The sequence below is a fragment of the uncultured Mucilaginibacter sp. genome (assembly GCF_913773635.1).
Taxonomy (GTDB): Bacteria; Bacteroidota; Bacteroidia; order Sphingobacteriales; family Sphingobacteriaceae; genus Mucilaginibacter.
In genome coordinates, this window is record NZ_CAJYGQ010000013.1 from 413,383 (window position 1) to 429,542 (window position 16,160).

Annotated in this window: 12 protein-coding genes; 2 read left to right on the plus strand and 10 right to left on the minus strand. The window is 42.8% G+C overall.

From position 1 onward, the window contains the following. Window positions 1-105 precede the first annotated feature (105 nt). Both QZ407_RS17395 and QZ407_RS17400 read right to left on the minus strand, forming a co-directional pair. Window positions 106-1,998, minus strand: a complete 1,893-nt coding sequence (locus QZ407_RS17395) for a RecQ family ATP-dependent DNA helicase (protein WP_295773503.1) — start codon at window positions 1,996-1,998, stop codon at window positions 106-108. A gap of 110 nt (window positions 1,999-2,108) precedes the next feature. Next, window positions 2,109-2,921, minus strand: a complete 813-nt coding sequence (locus tag QZ407_RS17400) for an adenylate/guanylate cyclase domain-containing protein (protein WP_295773506.1) — start codon at window positions 2,919-2,921, stop codon at window positions 2,109-2,111. 250 nt (window positions 2,922-3,171) lie between these two features. Between QZ407_RS17400 and QZ407_RS17405 the strand changes: the two genes are divergently transcribed. Then, on the plus strand, window positions 3,172-4,314 hold the full coding sequence (locus QZ407_RS17405) for a putative sensor domain DACNV-containing protein (RefSeq protein WP_295773509.1): 1,143 nt from the start codon (window positions 3,172-3,174) through the stop codon (window positions 4,312-4,314). Window positions 4,315-4,332: 18 nt separating this feature from the next. Here QZ407_RS17405 and QZ407_RS17410 read toward each other — a convergent pair whose 3' ends face one another. Genes QZ407_RS17410 through QZ407_RS17435 form a run of 6 tightly spaced genes read right to left on the minus strand, consistent with a single transcriptional unit; the run spans window position 4,333 to window position 11,587 of the window. Beyond that, complete coding sequence (locus tag QZ407_RS17410) at window positions 4,333-4,902, minus strand: DUF4199 family protein (protein ID WP_295773512.1); 570 nt, start codon at window positions 4,900-4,902, stop codon at window positions 4,333-4,335. An 8-nt stretch (window positions 4,903-4,910) separates the two neighbouring features. Beyond that, the gene (locus QZ407_RS17415) at window positions 4,911-5,585 is read right to left on the minus strand and encodes a hypothetical protein (protein WP_295773515.1); all 675 of its coding nucleotides are present in this window, start codon (window positions 5,583-5,585) and stop codon (window positions 4,911-4,913) included. A 42-nt stretch (window positions 5,586-5,627) separates the two neighbouring features. Next, entirely contained in the window at window positions 5,628-6,224 is a 597-nt protein-coding gene (locus QZ407_RS17420) for a hypothetical protein (protein ID WP_295773516.1), read from the minus strand. 4 nt (window positions 6,225-6,228) lie between these two features. Further along, on the minus strand, window positions 6,229-7,485 hold the full coding sequence (locus QZ407_RS17425; RefSeq protein WP_295773519.1) for a dihydroorotase: 1,257 nt from the start codon (window positions 7,483-7,485) through the stop codon (window positions 6,229-6,231). Between the two features lie 30 nt (window positions 7,486-7,515). Further along, complete coding sequence (locus QZ407_RS17430; protein ID WP_295773524.1) at window positions 7,516-9,570, minus strand: BatA domain-containing protein; 2,055 nt, start codon at window positions 9,568-9,570, stop codon at window positions 7,516-7,518. A 46-nt stretch (window positions 9,571-9,616) separates the two neighbouring features. Next, complete coding sequence (locus tag QZ407_RS17435; protein WP_295773526.1) at window positions 9,617-11,587, minus strand: tetratricopeptide repeat-containing sensor histidine kinase; 1,971 nt, start codon at window positions 11,585-11,587, stop codon at window positions 9,617-9,619. Between the two features lie 284 nt (window positions 11,588-11,871). Between QZ407_RS17435 and QZ407_RS17440 the strand changes: the two genes are divergently transcribed. Continuing rightward, window positions 11,872-12,867, plus strand: a complete 996-nt coding sequence (locus QZ407_RS17440) for an aldo/keto reductase (RefSeq protein WP_295773529.1) — start codon at window positions 11,872-11,874, stop codon at window positions 12,865-12,867. Between the two features lie 56 nt (window positions 12,868-12,923). On the opposite strand, the gene QZ407_RS17445 is transcribed toward QZ407_RS17440, so the two are convergent. After that, a complete protein-coding gene (locus tag QZ407_RS17445) occupies window positions 12,924-13,718 on the minus strand; it encodes a hypothetical protein (RefSeq protein ID WP_295773532.1) in 795 nt (264 codons plus the stop codon). Between the two features lie 104 nt (window positions 13,719-13,822). Beyond that, window positions 13,823-16,135: a family 20 glycosylhydrolase gene (locus QZ407_RS17450; protein WP_295773534.1), complete on the minus strand. Its 2,313-nt coding sequence runs from the start codon at window positions 16,133-16,135 to the stop codon at window positions 13,823-13,825. Window positions 16,136-16,160 lie beyond the last annotated feature (25 nt).

Sequence of the window (16,160 nt, forward strand, 5' to 3'; positions counted from 1 at the left end):
GGATAAGACTTAAATATATGAACCTAAGTTACGCCCAAAAGTATAAAATTGCTTTCCAATTTCTTACACTGATCTTATCAGCATGCTTTTCAACAAGCTTAAATATTATAAATAGTACTTCTCGCCATTGGTTTTAAGCCTTCCTGCATCAAGCAACTGTCTTATTACCGTTAGTCTTTCGGGTTGCTTACCATGCTTAAGGCCGGTAACCAACTGCTCTAATGACAATGGCGCCTGTGCAAGCAGCTGCATAATTTCATCAGTAATGTGGTTGGCGAGTTCACCCGCCCCTTCCTGTCGCTTTTCGCGCAGGCAAACATCACATATGCCACATTTAGCGGCATCAGCTTCATTAAAATAGGCAAGCAGTTGCCGGCTCCTGCAAACATCTGTTTCACAAAAGGCAAGCATGGTTTCCATCTTCTTTTTATAAACAGCCTTTCGCGTTTCAAGGTACTGCCTGTCAATCCATAGGTTTGCCGCCGTATGACGTTGCTTAAGCCAGGTCACCTGCGGCTTATCGGTTTGCGGCAGGTAGCTCAGCACTCCATAATCATTAAGCTGTTGCATAGCCTCACTTACCTGCTGAACGCTCAGGTTGGTACGGCGTGCTATATCAAATTCACGTATACGGGTATAGCTATCAAACGCACCACCGTATGAACGTAATAGCGTTTTTATAAATGGGTCCCACGCCGGGTTTTGTATCTGGAAATTATAAAGCTCCTCATGGGGTATTTCAAACTCAAATCTTGACGGAAGAAACACACTTTCGTTGAAACTTAAATACTCCCCATGCTCTAAAAAGCGCAAGGCATTTAGTGTTTTTAAGGCATCAAGTTTAAAGCGGCTGCAAAATTCTGCTAAATCAAGGTCAAAACTTAAACCTTCCCCGGCGCCGTAGGCCAGTTGATAGTAATTTGCAAGGTAATGGTAAACCTGTTTTATTTCATCAACCGATGGAAAGCTCACTTCAAACTTGTGCTGCTGCTTTTGCCGGTCATTGTTATTGAATAATAAAACCGCATAAGCCTTTTGCTCATCACGGCCGGCCCGCCCCGCTTCCTGGTAATAAGCTTCAAGGCTTTCGGGCAAATCGCGGTGCATTACAAACCGTACGTCAGGCTTATCTATACCCATACCGAATGCATTTGTAGCTACAATTATGCGAATGTGATTGCTTTTCCATTGCTCCTGTTTGGCTGTGCGTACATCAGCAGCCAAACCGGCATGGTAGTAATCTGCCGGGATACCATGATCATTAAAAAAACGGGAAAGCTCGGTGGTTTCTTTTCGGCTACGAACATAAACAATACCGCTGCCTTTTACACTGCGGGCAACATCAAGCATACGGCGCAACTTATTTTCTTCACGTACTATGCGGTAGCTGATATTTTTACGCTCAAAGCTTTGCTGAAAAACGTTACGTTCTTTAAACTGAAGCTTATCCTGTATATCATCGCGCACATCAGCAGTGGCTGTGGCGGTTAGCGCAATTACAGGTACTTTGGGGTGAAGTTGACGTAAACCGGCTATATGCAGGTAAGGCGGGCGAAAATCATAACCCCATTGTGAAATACAGTGAGCTTCATCAATAGCTATAAGGTTAACCTTCATGTATTTTATACGCTCGCGTACAAGATCGCTCATGAGACGCTCGGGCGAGAGGTATAAAAACTTAACGGGGCCGTATATGCAATTATCAAGCGCAATATCAACCTCGCGCTTGCCCATCCCTGATACTATGGTCATAGCTTCAATACCCTTAGCCTGCAGGTTATCAACCTGGTCTTTCATCAGGGCAATAAGCGGTGATATTACCAGGCAAATTCCATCAATCGCCATTGCAGGCACTTGGAAACATACCGATTTACCGCCGCCCGTTGGTAACAGTGCAAGTGTATCTCGCCCCTGCATAACCGACTCAATGATGGGTTGTTGTAGGGGGCGAAAGGTATCGTGCTGCCAGTATTGCCTTAAAATTTGCTGTATAGTCATTTATTTCAGTAGCAATTATACTGTATTTGCTTAAAAACAGTATCACCACCCAATGAAAATGCAATTACCGGCAGTTTGTTTACATGTATTTGTGATGCTATAAGGCGATGTTATCCGGCCATTGCCATGAAGTAATCCATCATGTCATCATTATCGGGCCTGTAGTTGTACTGTTGCCCCATCAACCTTACCTGTACAGGTTCGGTTATACCTTTTAGTTTAACGTAGCGGCTCTCGTAACTATCGCCTGGTAAATTCAAAAGTGCAAACATATCTTCTGATACTAGCAAATCATTGTTCAGGTCTTTAGTTTTTGATTGCAAACGTGATGCAATATTAACAGGCAAACCCATAACGGTTGTGTGGTTGCTATAATCAATATCATCCCGGCCCACCAAAATGCTACCCTGGTGAAGGCCTATACCTACCTCAAAAGGCATGTTAAAATATGGCTGAGCATAACCTGCATTAAATACCTGCAGATCATGAAATATAGATCGTGCTGCGTCCAGTGCGCCTTGAGCGGCATTTTTAATACCCGTATTAAGACCAAAAACGGCATAAATACTATCGCCCTGTGTTTCAACAATACGGCCACCTGCCTCCTGTATCGAATCATTGAACAAGGCAAATAATTTACGTATTACAAAAACCACATCATAGGGCGATTGCTGCTCCATAAAAGGCGTAAAGTTGCGTATATCTAAAAACATCAGCGCAAGCTGCTTTTCTTCACCTACAATGTTCTGCTGCGTAATATGTTCATGGGGTTGCACCGCCCGACCTAGCGTTGCGGGTAATGATTCAACTTCCTGAGTTGCCGGTTGCAAAACGGGTTTGCTTACAGGAGCCGGCAAAGCCAATGCCGATAAATTACGGTTAGCAAGTCGGTTCTTTTTGCAAAATGATATATTTAATTTCATGTACGGTGTTATTTTATGAATAGTACAAATTTACTATACCAGCAGAGGCGGGCGTTTGCAATTATCGAACGAAAAATTGCAAAATTGAAACCTTTACTACCAATATGTATTAAGCATGACTTATGTGCAGCAAACAGACTTTAAGCAGACAAATTGAACACGGAGGTGGCAAATAAAATGGTACAAATTTTACATCAACCCTTCTTGTTTGTTGCCTGGCATGCTTATCATTGCCTTATAAAAATCGCCTATGTTTTCTGAACCTTCATACCTGGCAGCCCGCATGGTAGCCGAAACCATTGAAGCACACTTTGCCGAACATATTGAAGTTGCACGCAACCTGGGCGAGCAGGATTTGGCCACGGCTTGCAGTTCGGGAATAATAGAAGCTGTTATTGATATTGCATTTTGGGCAAGCCTGCGCCGTGAGGAAGGCCGCTCGGTTAGTATATCACTGGCATTGCTGCAACCCGAACAAGCCGGCAAGCCCCTGATTTTTGGAAACCGCTTGCGGCTTACACCTCAAAACCTGGTAAAACTTGCGCCGGCTGTTGAACAACCGGGTATACATTTAGGCGTATGGCACGAAAACGACGAACTTTATATTTGGGGCACCACGCACACGGTACCGGGCATATGCTTTGTGCTGGAGGTAGTTGAGCCGGGATTGCTTGTTATCAAGCACCGCAGGTTGGGCGGCTTTGGCAAGTTTGTGAACATTGCCGTACTGCATGGCGACCAGATAAAAGTACTTGATGAAAAATCAATGGGTATTGCTGAGTGCCCGGCGCTGCATGCCTCGCTAATGAATATGTCTTTGCCCTCTTTTATGGGCGAAACATTTAATATCCTTTTGCAGCTGTCGGCCGCTATGCGCCTGCACCGCCGCGGAGGACTGGTTTTAATTGTTCCGCGCGATAATCATGACTGGCGCGATTCTATTGTGCATCCCATAAAATATGAGGTTACTCCGCCCTACCATGTTATTGCCGACTTGATGCAGCATACAGAGCAGGAACGCAGCACCTTTGAGTGGCAAGAGGCGCTATTGCAGGCCATTGATATAATAGGAGGCTTTACTGCGGTTGACGGTGCTACCGTTATAACACAGCAGTATGATTTGCTTGCGTTTGGGGCCAAGGTATCACGATCTGAAAAAAGTGTGCCTGTTGAGCAGGTTATAATAACCGAGCCAGTATCAGGCGTACAGGCCACGCGCATACACCCGGCTCAAAACGGTGGTACAAGACACCTGGCCGCCGCACAGTTTGTGCACGATCAGCATGACTCAATTGCACTCGTAGCATCGCAAGACGGGCAGTTTACGGTGTTTGCCTGGTCGGAAAAGTTAAACATGGTGCATGCACACCGTATTGACGTATTGTTGCTTTAAGGGCGCACAAGCATATTGTTATGCCTGCTGAGCGGGCTGCTCGCGCTTAAACAATATGCCTAACACAGCAGCCACGGCAAAAACCAAAATAATTGATATGGTAAGTGATTGAAAGAAGCTGCCTATGGTAAAGTTGCTTGTAGCCACAAAGTTCTTGTTCATGTCGGCAATTTCTTTCTCAATTTTATCGGCAGGTTGCTTTTGTGATTGCATCGCCCCGCGACGCATATCAACCAATCCGGCGTGCGCTTTTTGCGCTACCACCGGATTGATTTTTCCTGAATAAAGAGTTACCCCGTTATTCCATATAAGCGAGCTGACAATAAGCATTACAAAAATGCCGGTTATTGCCTGTTTTAGGCTCCAGTAATTACCAATTTTGCTACGCAGGTTGCTGATAAACAATAAAGCCAAACCAAACAGCACGAGGTAATATACAGGATAAAGCAAGACGAAAGTCACCAAAGGAGACTTTGCCACATAAGCAAGATAAAACAGCTTAAGCACATCAATGATGAGCATAATGCTGCCAAAAAGCAATCCGCGTAATGCCCCCTGTTTACGTACAGCTGCATTTAAGTCTACCATAGCTTTGCTTAGTCCTTGTTAAACTCAACCAAAATGCTGTAAACAGCCATATCAAATCCCTTATCAACGGCATTTTGGGCCACTAGTTCCTCATCGCTGGTTGACGGTTGTGTGTTTTGGAAAAAAGTCATCATCGGATAAAAAATATCACGCAACTCTGCATCTTCAGATAGTTTAGAGGCAACTTTCTGAACTTCGGCAGGTGAACTTTCAACCAGTATTTGATTGGCAATCACCGGCTCATAAATCTGGTGCTCATCCTGAAACTCATCATCTTCAACCAAAAGGAACTCTGTAAGGTAATCTTCCAATGATGGCTCTATGGCTTCATCACGGCACTCGTTCAAATAAAGCAACAGGTTAAGAAGCTCGGTACCACGATCAAGGGTTTGCTCTTCAATATCTGCCCATTCAGGCGAGTCAAGATAATCTTCTTCCAAACGGTCAATGTCGGCACTGAAGAAATTAACCATTAGCAGGTCAAAGAAAACTTCGCGCAATGCATCAGCCTGTGGATAATCATTAAAAACTGCATCCAATGCATCGGCTTTGCTCAAAAAATCGTCCTCTGCAGAAAATACGGCTGTAAGTTTGGTTTTTAATTCTTCGGCGTTTATGGGTGTGTAAGTTGTATATGCCTGTAACGCCGCATTTATAGCGTTTTTTATAGTTGAATCAATCATTGGTTTACTTTTAAATGAGTAGGTTAAATATCTACAGTTTATTTAGTGAATTTGTTCTGACGTAGCTTTTTTATATGCCGAGAACAGTATTTGTATCATAGCCTGGTTTTTGCCAAGCCGGTTAAAAATATCTTCGTATAGTTTTTTTCGGTAACCTGCCGACTCCACATCAAAGCAAAACTTCCATACCGATTCAATTTCGGCGTTGTTAACTTTGTTAAGTTCAGCCAAAAAAGTTGCAAAGTTACCTTTAACAAATTGGTGCAGTTTGTATTGAAAATGGCTTATCGCATCGGCATCCCATTTACCGTTTAACGCAATATGAATGAGCTTACGCGCTTTAACATTTACCTTGACTACTTTGGTAATAAAAAGCTTGTCGGTGTATTGATTTGCTTCATTATATAAAGGTGCAGCACCCTTTTTATCGTCATAGCCAAAAACCTCATCAAAGGTGGCAAAACTACCCGGGAACGTATTAAAGAACAACTTTTGATAGGTTAGCGAGTCCTTCTTTTTATGTATAAACCCTCTGTCAAAATAAATTTTAAGTTGCCTGCTGCGGCTGCTGGCATCAATACTTTGCGCATGCGCCACTCCGGCACAAAAAATTAATGAGATATAAACCAGCCACTTCAATACTTTATGCAAATTTAAGTACCTGGTTATTATTGCAGGTTAACATCACTTTGCCTTTAAGCGTTTGGCCTATGAACGGCGAATTGGCTGACTTTGACTGATTCGTGTGTTTATTAAAATCCCATTCCGTTTCGGTATTAAAGAGTACAAAGTTTGCATTGTCGCCTTCAGATAATCCAGGCAAAGCTACTTCAAGTATGCTTCGCGGATTAACAGCAAGCTTGCTAACAATAACTTCGGGCGTTAATCCGGCTTTTAGCGCAAGGGGCAATACTGTTTGCAAGCCGGTTATACCGTAGGCTGCAATTTCAAACTCAACCTCTTTAAATTCAATCTCGTGCGGCGTATGTTGTGATACGATGGCATCAATGGTACCATCATTTAAACCTTGAATAAGTGCATCAACATCAGCCTGTGTGCGCAAAGGTGGTTTTACTTTGTAATTACTATCAAATCCAAGCAAAGCTTCATCTGTTAAAACCAAATGATGCACGGCAACATCACAGGTAACTTTCAAACCTTTGGCTTTTGCATCGCGAATAAGATCAACCGAACGCGCTGTTGATATAGTACTAAAATGTAAGGGCGAATCGGTGTATTCGGCAAGATAAAGGTCTCGTGCTATCATAAGCTCTTCGGCCAATGAGGGTATCCCTTTCATGCCAAGCAACGTACTCACCACACCTTCGTTTACCTTTGCTTTGCCTGCAATGGCCACATCTTCTGGATATGAAAAAATCAACGCGCCAAAGCCTTTAGCATACAACAACGCACGCTCCATTAAACCGGCATCTTTTACCGGGTTATTACCGTCGGTAAAAGCTTTAGCACCGCTTTTAAACATATCGTACATCTCGGCCATGTCTTTACCCTCTCGCCTATGCGATATCGTACCTAACGGATACACATCAACCAAATTTCCCTTTGAGCGGTTTACCAAATACTCAACCTCTGTTTTTGAATGAACCGGAGGCTCAGTTTGAGGCATTACCGCTAAGCCTGTAAACCCACCTGCGGCGGCAGCTTTAAGCCCGCTTACCAAATCTTCTTTGGTTTCAAACCCAGGCTCGCCAACATTGCAGTTTAAATCAAAAAAGCCCGGTGATATATAGCAGCCCTGCGCATCAAAAATCTCGGCGTCGGCATCAAAACCAGAGCCTATGCTTTTTATAACGCCATTTTCAATTAAAATATCAGCTGTTTGATTATTAAGTGATGAACCGGGATGTAAAATGGTGGCATGCTTAATGAGCAAATTCATGTAGAGTTGGCTTTTGTTTTTGAAAGTGTATCATACCAGACCTGAAACCTGCTTGTTATTTACACGGTAATACCGCAAAAGCAATATTTCGGCTGCCACAAAAATTAGTGCCAAAATTATACAAAGTTTCCATAATTGCAGGCCTAAATTTGAAGCTGATATTGTGTCTTTAACCGATGCTTTACCAGGCTGTATAACTTTTGCGTTGTGAGGAATGAGGCGTTCAAGCTCACTTTTATCTAAATAGTCCAAGTCAGATTCGCTCCTGTTGTGATTGAAAGCTAATATAGCTGCAGTACTATCCTGCTTTTTAAGCTGATAATTGCCGGGTTGCTGTACCTGATCGGCAAGGTAAAGCATGGTGCCGCCTTCCTGCTGCCTTACATCTGGGATAAATGTTTGTTTACCGTTAACCAATTTAATAACTTGTTTTTCATTGGCCTGTAACGGTATAGTTTCAATAGCCAGGTTATCACCAATAGTGTAAAATAACGGCTGGTCGTGCCCGCTTAATAATGCCATTCTGAATAATATTGGCAAAAATAAAGCATGGCGCGGCAGGTTACTAAAATCTTCACTTAATGGCACTGCCGATACATAAATTTTTCCATTTCCACTACGATACCCAATCCAGAATGGTTGGCGGCCGGAAAGTTCCATTAATGCCTCGGCGTTGGTTTGCGTAGCAGCCTCAATGTGATAATACTTTTTTACAACAGGCAAATCAGGGTTTTGCGGTGCATCTTCAAAAACGCTTTTAAACAATGCATTTTTTGTGTTTAAGGTACTTACCCTTGTTGCTTCGGTATTTAATGATACGGGGTAGCCGGCCCCGGCAGATTGCAAAAAACTGCGGTAGCTTTGTATATTAGCCTCATTGGCCGGAAAAACGGCTAGAGTACCGCCTTTGTTTACAAAAGCTTTTAGCTGTTGCGCCATACCGGCCGATATAGTTTTTACATCGCTCATCACAATTAAGGAATAGCCTGATAAGCCAGAGTAATTTATACTTCCGTCAGTAGTATTAACAGGGGCAAAAAAATCATCAGCTTTAAATGCGGCCTGTAAATAGTTGTTTGGCATGCCACCATTTACCAGCAGTATAGGCATTTTTTGCTTAACGTTAAATGTGAAGTAAAAACTGTTATCAAATGTTACGGGGTTGTCCTGCAGCTGAATTTGCCCTTGTTGCCAGCCAGGCTGCAAGCCCGAAAATGTAAGCGTATCCTGCCGGGTTTTACGTGCCTGAACGCTGTAACTGCCCAAGGCCTTTTGCTCGCCGTTTATCAATAATTTAAGCGGTACGCCTTCGGCATTTTGTGAGGCGTAGTTGTGCAGCTTCACCACTATTTTTTCGGTTTCTCCCGGCCTGTGCATGGCGCCAATCATCCAAACGGAATCAACCGCAACATTGGCAATGGTGTTGGCTCGTATTTGCAGGAGTTGGGTATGCAAATTGCCATCGCTTTTTATTCCGTCCTTTCCTGTTGCAAGCTTTTGAAAGTCGGATATAATATATGCTGATTTTAATGAACTGCCGTTAGTGCTGAGTAAACTTTGCTGCCTTGCATTGATTTGTGCAAGCGTTCGGCTTTGCGGACTTATTTTAATGGCATCTACTTCATCATTAAACTCATCTCGGTTAAGCAGACGTTGATGCCGGCCTTCAAAATCTTGCGTTAAAAGTTGAAAACGGTCATTAATATCGTATGCTGATGCAATTTCTTTAGCGCGCCGTTTTGCCTCATCAAGCAAACTACCTTCGGCATTAAGGCTTTGCATAGAATAAGAATTATCTACAAAAATACTTACTGCCTGCTGTGTACCTGGTGTAACAGCTTTTTGAGCTGCAATGTAAGGCCGGGCAAACGCAAGTACCAGGAAAAACAAGGCTAATAAGCGGCTTGCAAGTACAAGACGCTCACGTAGGTTGCGGCGTGATGACTGCTGTTCCTTTACTTCCTTCAAAAATTGCACATTGCTGAAGTACACCTTTTGATACCGCCTGAAATTAAAAAGATGCACCAGAACCGGTATGGCAAGGGAGGTTAGTGCAAACAAAAAGTAAGGCGATACAAAGTGCATGGATTATATTTTTACAGGCGCAGTAAACAAATATAACCCTCTTACCTTAACTTACAAACCGGCTATCAGCAATTAACGTGCGTATGGGAAAGCTTATGGTGAAGGCGCTACCTTTGCCAGGTTCGCTGGCTATTTTAAGCGTGCCGTTGTGTTTTTTCAACAAATCGCGAATGAGCATTAAACCAAAACCACTTCCCTCTTCATTTTGGGTACCCTTGGTGGTATAATAATTTTCGCCATTTATACGATTTATAACGTCGGGACTTATACCAATACCGCTATCTTTAACGGTAACGCAGGTTTCAGTATCGGTTACGTTAGAGTAAACTTCAATGCTACCACCCTCTGGTGTAAATTTAATAGCGTTATTAAGCAGGTTACGAAATACTATACGGATGGTTTCTGTTTCTGTCATCCAATTCATGTCTTCATCAACCCGGTTATAAATAGTTATTTTCTTATCGTGTGATGGTATCTTTTGCTCTTCAATTATGGCGTCTGCTACGGTGTGCAAATTCACCGGCTTAAGTTCAACTGCTGCACCACTGACTTGTCCGCGTATCCAAAATAAAAGGTTGTCAGTTAAAGTAATTACGCGGTTGTACTGCGCTTCCAACTGAATGAATAGTTCCCGCGCCTCCTCCTGCGTAACCAAGTTCATATTTACCAAATGAATAATACTTTGCGTATTGGCAAGCGGCTTGCGTAAATCGTGCGTTATAATGGAAAGTAGTTTACTTTTCAGTTCATTATCATCTTCCAACTGTTTGTTGGTTTTCATAATATCGTTATTGAGCTTATCAAGCAAACTCACCTGCTGCTCTATTTTCTCTTTACGAAGATTGAGCTCATAACTGTAGCGCTTTGCCTTTTTGTAGTTATAGCTCAGCATAAATACTATTACCACAAATACAAGCAAAAAGCCTGTATAAAGCGCTATGAGGGTTTTTTGCTGCTCGGTTTTACGACTCACCTCAAGCACCCTTTGCTGCACTTTCAGTTGCTCTTCTTCCTGAGCGCGTAAAGCGTCAATAAAATTATTTGATTCGCGGCGCTCGCGTTCAGCTATTTCATTATCAATAAAAATAAGCTCCTCCTGCCATTGTATAACGGCGTCTTTGTCTAAACGGGCACGGCTAATGCGCAACAATAACTGCACGGCGTTGCGTAGTAATGACGGTGCCTGTGCGCTATCAGCAGCAGCGTAAGCCAGGCGGGCGTACTTTTCAGCCTGATCTTTATTGTCATCGCCTTTATAAATGCGGCTCAACTCCAGGTATGATTGTGCCTGGCCCAATTCGTCTCCCGATGAAACATCAATTGCGAGTGCCTTATTAAGGTTTACAATTGCTGAATCTGGCTCGCTTAGCTTTTGATAAAGCAATGCACGGTTGTAAAAGCTTTTCTTTTTTCCGTACAGATAATTAGAACTTATACTGAGTTTTTCGGCCTGGTTAAAGTACTCAAGCGCCTTCGGGTAGTCCTTTTGTTCGGTTTTAAGTAAACCAAGCTTCAATAAAGCGTTTATAATATCATTAGGCTTATTGAGCGCTTTGAAAACGCTAAGTGTATGATTTAGTAACTTCTCTGCTTCTGTAAAATTACCATCGTCGCGCTTTATCACGCTTATATATTGTTCGGCGCGGGCAGCGTTATAAATATCGTTATTAGCCAGGCTTAGCTGCATGGAACGGTAATATAGCTCAAGTGCCCTTTTAGAGTAGCCCTGCTGGTTAAGCAAATCGGCCTGGTTGAGGTAAGCTACCGCAAGCCCCGTAGTATATTTATACTGCGAGGCCAGCATTTCGGCTTCGTTTAAAATAGCGAAGGCTTTTCCGGCATCTTGCTTTACCCGCGGATAAATGACATCGTTTAATGAATCTATATGTGCCGCTATACGCGGACGTATTTGTATTGTTTGCTGTGCGAAAACCTGAGATGAGAGCAAAAATGCTCCCCATAATACCAGGCAATACTTTATTAATATGTATTTAGACACACGGTTCCTTAACCGCATAAAATATGTACTTAGTTAGTTATAAATTATTCAACACCTGCTAAAGCCCCCGTGATACTACACCAGTCTAAAGCAGCAAGCTGTTATTTGAGATTACAAAACCTGATAGCTAACCATATAAAATTTGGTAACACCCATTTAGCAATCACCTATAAAAATATTAAACGACTGTAAATGTTTCATATGTGAACAAAACTCAATCACAACCTTAGGTTTTATTTGCTCATTTTCCTTTTATCGCAACTTTAATACCAATGCTCTGTTTAAACCTATATTTAAATGTTATGGAATACAGAAATTTAGGCAAAACCGATCTTGAAGTTTCGGCAATTACTTTCGGAGCCTGGGCTGCCGGAGGATGGATGTGGGGCGGAAACGATGATAAGGAAGCAATTGAGGCTATGCAAGCCGCATATGATTTGGGCATTACCAGCATTGATACGGCCCCAATATACGGGCAGGGAAAAAGTGAGGAGCTGGTTGGCCGGGCCATAAAAGATTTGCAGCGCGATAAGGTGCAAATACTTACCAAGTTTGGCATGCGTTGGGACTTAACTAAAGGTACCTTTGGTTTTAAATCAAAAGATAACTTTGGTAAAGACATTGACATTTATAAGTACGCCGGAAAAGAAAGTGTAATTAAAGAATGTGAAGACAGCCTTAAACGCCTGGGTACCGATTATATTGATTTACTGCAAATTCACTGGCCGGATGAAAGCACTTCTATTGCTGAAACCATGGAGGCTTTAGTAAAACTTAAAGAACAAGGCAAAATACGCGAAGCAGGCGTAAGTAATTACAGCGTTGCACAAATGCAGGAGGCTGAGCAAACCATAACCCTGGCATCAAATCAGGTACCATTCAGCATGGTTAATCGTAAAATTGAGTCTGATATTGTTTCATATTGTATGGAGAACAACAAGAGCATTTTAGCCTATAGCCCTATGGAACGTGGACTGCTTACAGGTAAGATTAAGCCGGGGCATAAGTTTAGTGAAGGCGATCACCGTGCGGGTGTAAAGTTTTTTAAAGAAGAGAACATTAAACGCACCAACGAGTTCCTGAATAAAATTAAACCATTGGCTGATGATAAGAACGCCACCTTAGGGCAATTGGTAATACGCTGGACAATTGAGCGCCCCGGTATTACCGTTGCACTTGTTGGTGCCCGCAATGCCGAGCAAGCTTCACAAAATGCCAAAGCAATTGAAGTAAAACTTAGCGCTGATGAAATTGCATTTATAAACGGTGAATTAGAAAAGGTAGAAATAGTAGACTAACAGCTACATTCTACCCATTTCAAGGCACAGATAGTTTATCTTAAATTTAAGATAAACTATCTGTGCCTTCTTCTTTTCTTTCTGGTTTCCTTTTTAGAAGTTGTCTTCTTTTTTGACGATGAAGACTTGCGGGCGCTTGAACGATTATTTGATGAAGATGTCCTTGTTTGTCGCTTAGGCTTATCGGCTACTGTAGTAGTTTCAGTTTGCTTGTTATCAGTTGAATCTTTGCTTACCTGACTTGCCGATAATGAATTCCCACGTAAGCTGTACTCAATTAAACGCTTTTGAATAGGTTTTTTTGCAAGCGTGTCTTCTTCATCAAAAACGTCAAACTCACGCATGAGGTTACCGTCCTTTATAAAAAAGTTATCATTACCACGATATCCTTTCCGCTGTGAACGGGTTAAACGGGGGAAATCCAGCTTGCGCGATCTGTCGTCATTATATTCAAAGGCAAATACTTCAGCGTAGTTAGTGCTATCGGCGGCCTGGGTATGAATGAAAATTTCAGGGTTACCGTCAGTATCCATATCCGAATTAAATACATCTACTATACGGCCATCATAATCGCCCGTGGTTGTGGTGTATTTAGCCGATGCAGAGTCAGACCGTAAGATCTGGTATGCACCAACCAATTCCGAGCCTCTGCCCCAGCCTAGTACGTCATAGTACAGCCCGGGTGCAACCTCAATAGTCTTATGGTACCTGAATGGCTGCTGTAATTTAGGTGCTGCTGTGGCTACAGGTGCTGCAACTTCTGATCCTTTATTGTCAGATGCAGTATTTTTGCAGCCCGTAACAGCAGTTGCTAAACCCGCTAGCAGGTATAAATAGTACTTAAAGTTCATAAGCTTTGGTAGCCCCTCCAATTGAGAGAGCTAAAAGTTTAATTATATAGTTAATTAATCAGGTTATTGCAACAACCTCCATGATATGGAAAGGTTATCTACAGCTAATATACTAAAGAGGCTGCTGAAAACTCACCTTTGGGCTTACCGGGCATGGTTAAGTACACTCTCAAAGTACTAAAAGCCCCGGCTTCAAAATACTTAAGGGTAAATTTATGCATACCTTTTTGCAGTAAAACCTCTCCCGGCTGCTCATACAAACTGTGCTTGCCATCGTTATCAACCACCATAGTATCATCAACGTAAATTACAGAACCATCATCACTCTGAGTTGAAAAGATGTATTTGCCATCAGCATCTACATTGAAGTATCCCTCATAAGTGACACCAAACGTACGGTTGGCTTTTTTAAACGCTGCCGTATTAAACGTTTTGGTTACGCCGGTATCAAGCACCCTTGCTCCATCCAACTGCCCCGTACTGGTAAATAAGCCTGCTACCAGCTCATATTTAACGCCCGGCTGTTTACCAGTAAGCGTTACCGCAGGTAAGGGTGTATTATTTGTCACCAGCGTGCGGGTTATTAAACTGCGTTTTCCTGATGGAGTTATAACGATAGTTTTAAGCTCACGGTATTGATCAGACGGAATATTTAACGTGAACGGGTGTGTATACACCTCGTTGGTTTCGTTAGGATCATAACCATCAATGCTGTAGTATATTTTGGCCCCGTTTACAGGTACCTTTAAATTAACCGTTAATTGCTGCGCGGTGTAAGCAGTATCTTTTGCACCCAAAGCCGTTGGCACACGATAATTAAACTTATTGGCATCAAACCAAGCCAGATGCTTAGGTATACGGGCTTCATTAAAATCGGTATAGTTCTTATTGGCCAAAGGAGTCCAGGCCACTTCTGATAGGGCCATTAAGCGTGGCAGCACTAAGTATTCTACCTTATTTTCGGTGGTTACGTACTCCGTCCAAAGGTTGGCCTGTACGCCCATTACAAACTTTTGCTGCGCTGCCGGTATTTGCGATGATACCGGGTTGTAAGCATATACTTTTGACAATGGCGCAAAACCGCCAATGCCTAACGGTTCCAAATCTGACCGTGCCTGCGAGTGATCAAAATAATATCCTGCGCTGCTTGGCGTCATAATTACGGTATGATTTTGCTTGGCTGCGGCAATGCCACCGGCCTCGCCACGCCAGCTCATAACTGTTGCATTTGGAGCCAAGCCACCTTCTAAAATCTCATCCCAGCCAATAATACTGCGCCCTTTGCTATTTACAAATTTTTCAATACGCTGTATAAAATAGCTTTGCAGTTCGTGTTCATCTTTCAACTTCAGTTTTTTGATGAGTGCCTGCGCATCCGGCGATGACTTCCAAACCACCTTGGGTGCTTCATCGCCACCAATGTGAATGTATTTACTCGGGAAAAGGTCAATTACTTCGGTCAGTACATCCTGCAAAAAGCTGAAGGTTTTTTCGGTAGGGCAAAATATATTGTTAAATACGCCCCATGTTTCGGCAACCTTGTAATCCAGTTTAGGGTCGCAGCTAAGCTCGGGGTAAGCGGCCAGTGCAGCCATAGCATGACCCGGCATTTCAATTTCGGGTATAATGGTAATGTACTTACTTTGAGCATAAGCAATAACATCACGTATTTGATCTTGCGTGTAATAACCGCTTACCGGCATGCCATCAAATTGCTGTGGCATACGGTCGTGATAGTTGCCAATAAGGCTTTGCGCACGCATGCTACCAACCGCCGTTAAGCGTGGGTACTTTTTGATTTCGATACGCCAGCCCTGGTCATCAGTTAAATGCCAGTGAAATCTGTTAAGCTTATAAGAGGCCATCAAATCAAGATAGCGCTTCAAAAATTCCACTGAAAAGAAATGACGGCATACATCAAGATGCAAACCCCTGTAGCCAAAGCGCGGGTAATCTTCAATACGGGCGCATTGCAATTTTGCTGTTGCCGCGCGCTCAAGTGGCAGCATTTGTATTAAGCTTTGTACCCCGTAAAACAAACCCGCTCCTTTGCCGGCAATAGTTATTTGTTGTGGCGCTATGGTCAAGCGGTATCCTTCGGCAGGCAGGTTTTCAGTACCGGCCGTGGTTAATATAATAGCGTTACTTACCGTACCACCTTTGTAGTGCTGCACTTTATTTTTTAAGGCGAACTTATTTTGCAGATAGCTGCTTAAAAACTGAACAGCCTTGTTTTCAGTTGAATCAGCCTGAATAGCAGTTTCCTGACTCAACACAAATGTTCCCACCTGTTTTTGTACACTAACCGGTGCAGGTATTATACCCATATTAGGGTCGGGTGCGGCGGTTTGTGCGTTCACATAACCCGTGGTTAGCAATGCCGATATATATAATAGTAACCGTTTCTTGATGATCATATAAGGATTCAATCAGTTTGATTTA

Excerpts from the sequence above, each read along its gene's own strand:
- QZ407_RS17395 (WP_295773503.1), bottom strand. The coding sequence starts at position 1,998 with ATGACTATACAGCAAATTTTAAGGCAATACTGGCAGCACGATACCTTT.
- QZ407_RS17400 (WP_295773506.1), bottom strand. The coding sequence starts at position 2,921 with ATGAAATTAAATATATCATTTTGCAAAAAGAACCGACTTGCTAACCGT.
- QZ407_RS17405 (WP_295773509.1), top strand. The coding sequence starts at position 3,172 with ATGTTTTCTGAACCTTCATACCTGGCAGCCCGCATGGTAGCCGAAACC.
- QZ407_RS17410 (WP_295773512.1), bottom strand. The coding sequence starts at position 4,902 with ATGGTAGACTTAAATGCAGCTGTACGTAAACAGGGGGCATTACGCGGA.
- QZ407_RS17415 (WP_295773515.1), bottom strand. The coding sequence starts at position 5,585 with ATGATTGATTCAACTATAAAAAACGCTATAAATGCGGCGTTACAGGCA.
- QZ407_RS17425 (WP_295773519.1), bottom strand. The coding sequence starts at position 7,485 with ATGAATTTGCTCATTAAGCATGCCACCATTTTACATCCCGGTTCATCA.
- QZ407_RS17430 (WP_295773524.1), bottom strand. The coding sequence starts at position 9,570 with ATGCACTTTGTATCGCCTTACTTTTTGTTTGCACTAACCTCCCTTGCC.
- QZ407_RS17435 (WP_295773526.1), bottom strand. The coding sequence starts at position 11,587 with ATGCGGTTAAGGAACCGTGTGTCTAAATACATATTAATAAAGTATTGC.
- QZ407_RS17440 (WP_295773529.1), top strand. The coding sequence starts at position 11,872 with ATGGAATACAGAAATTTAGGCAAAACCGATCTTGAAGTTTCGGCAATT.
- QZ407_RS17445 (WP_295773532.1), bottom strand. The coding sequence starts at position 13,718 with ATGAACTTTAAGTACTATTTATACCTGCTAGCGGGTTTAGCAACTGCT.
- QZ407_RS17450 (WP_295773534.1), bottom strand. The coding sequence starts at position 16,135 with ATGATCATCAAGAAACGGTTACTATTATATATATCGGCATTGCTAACC.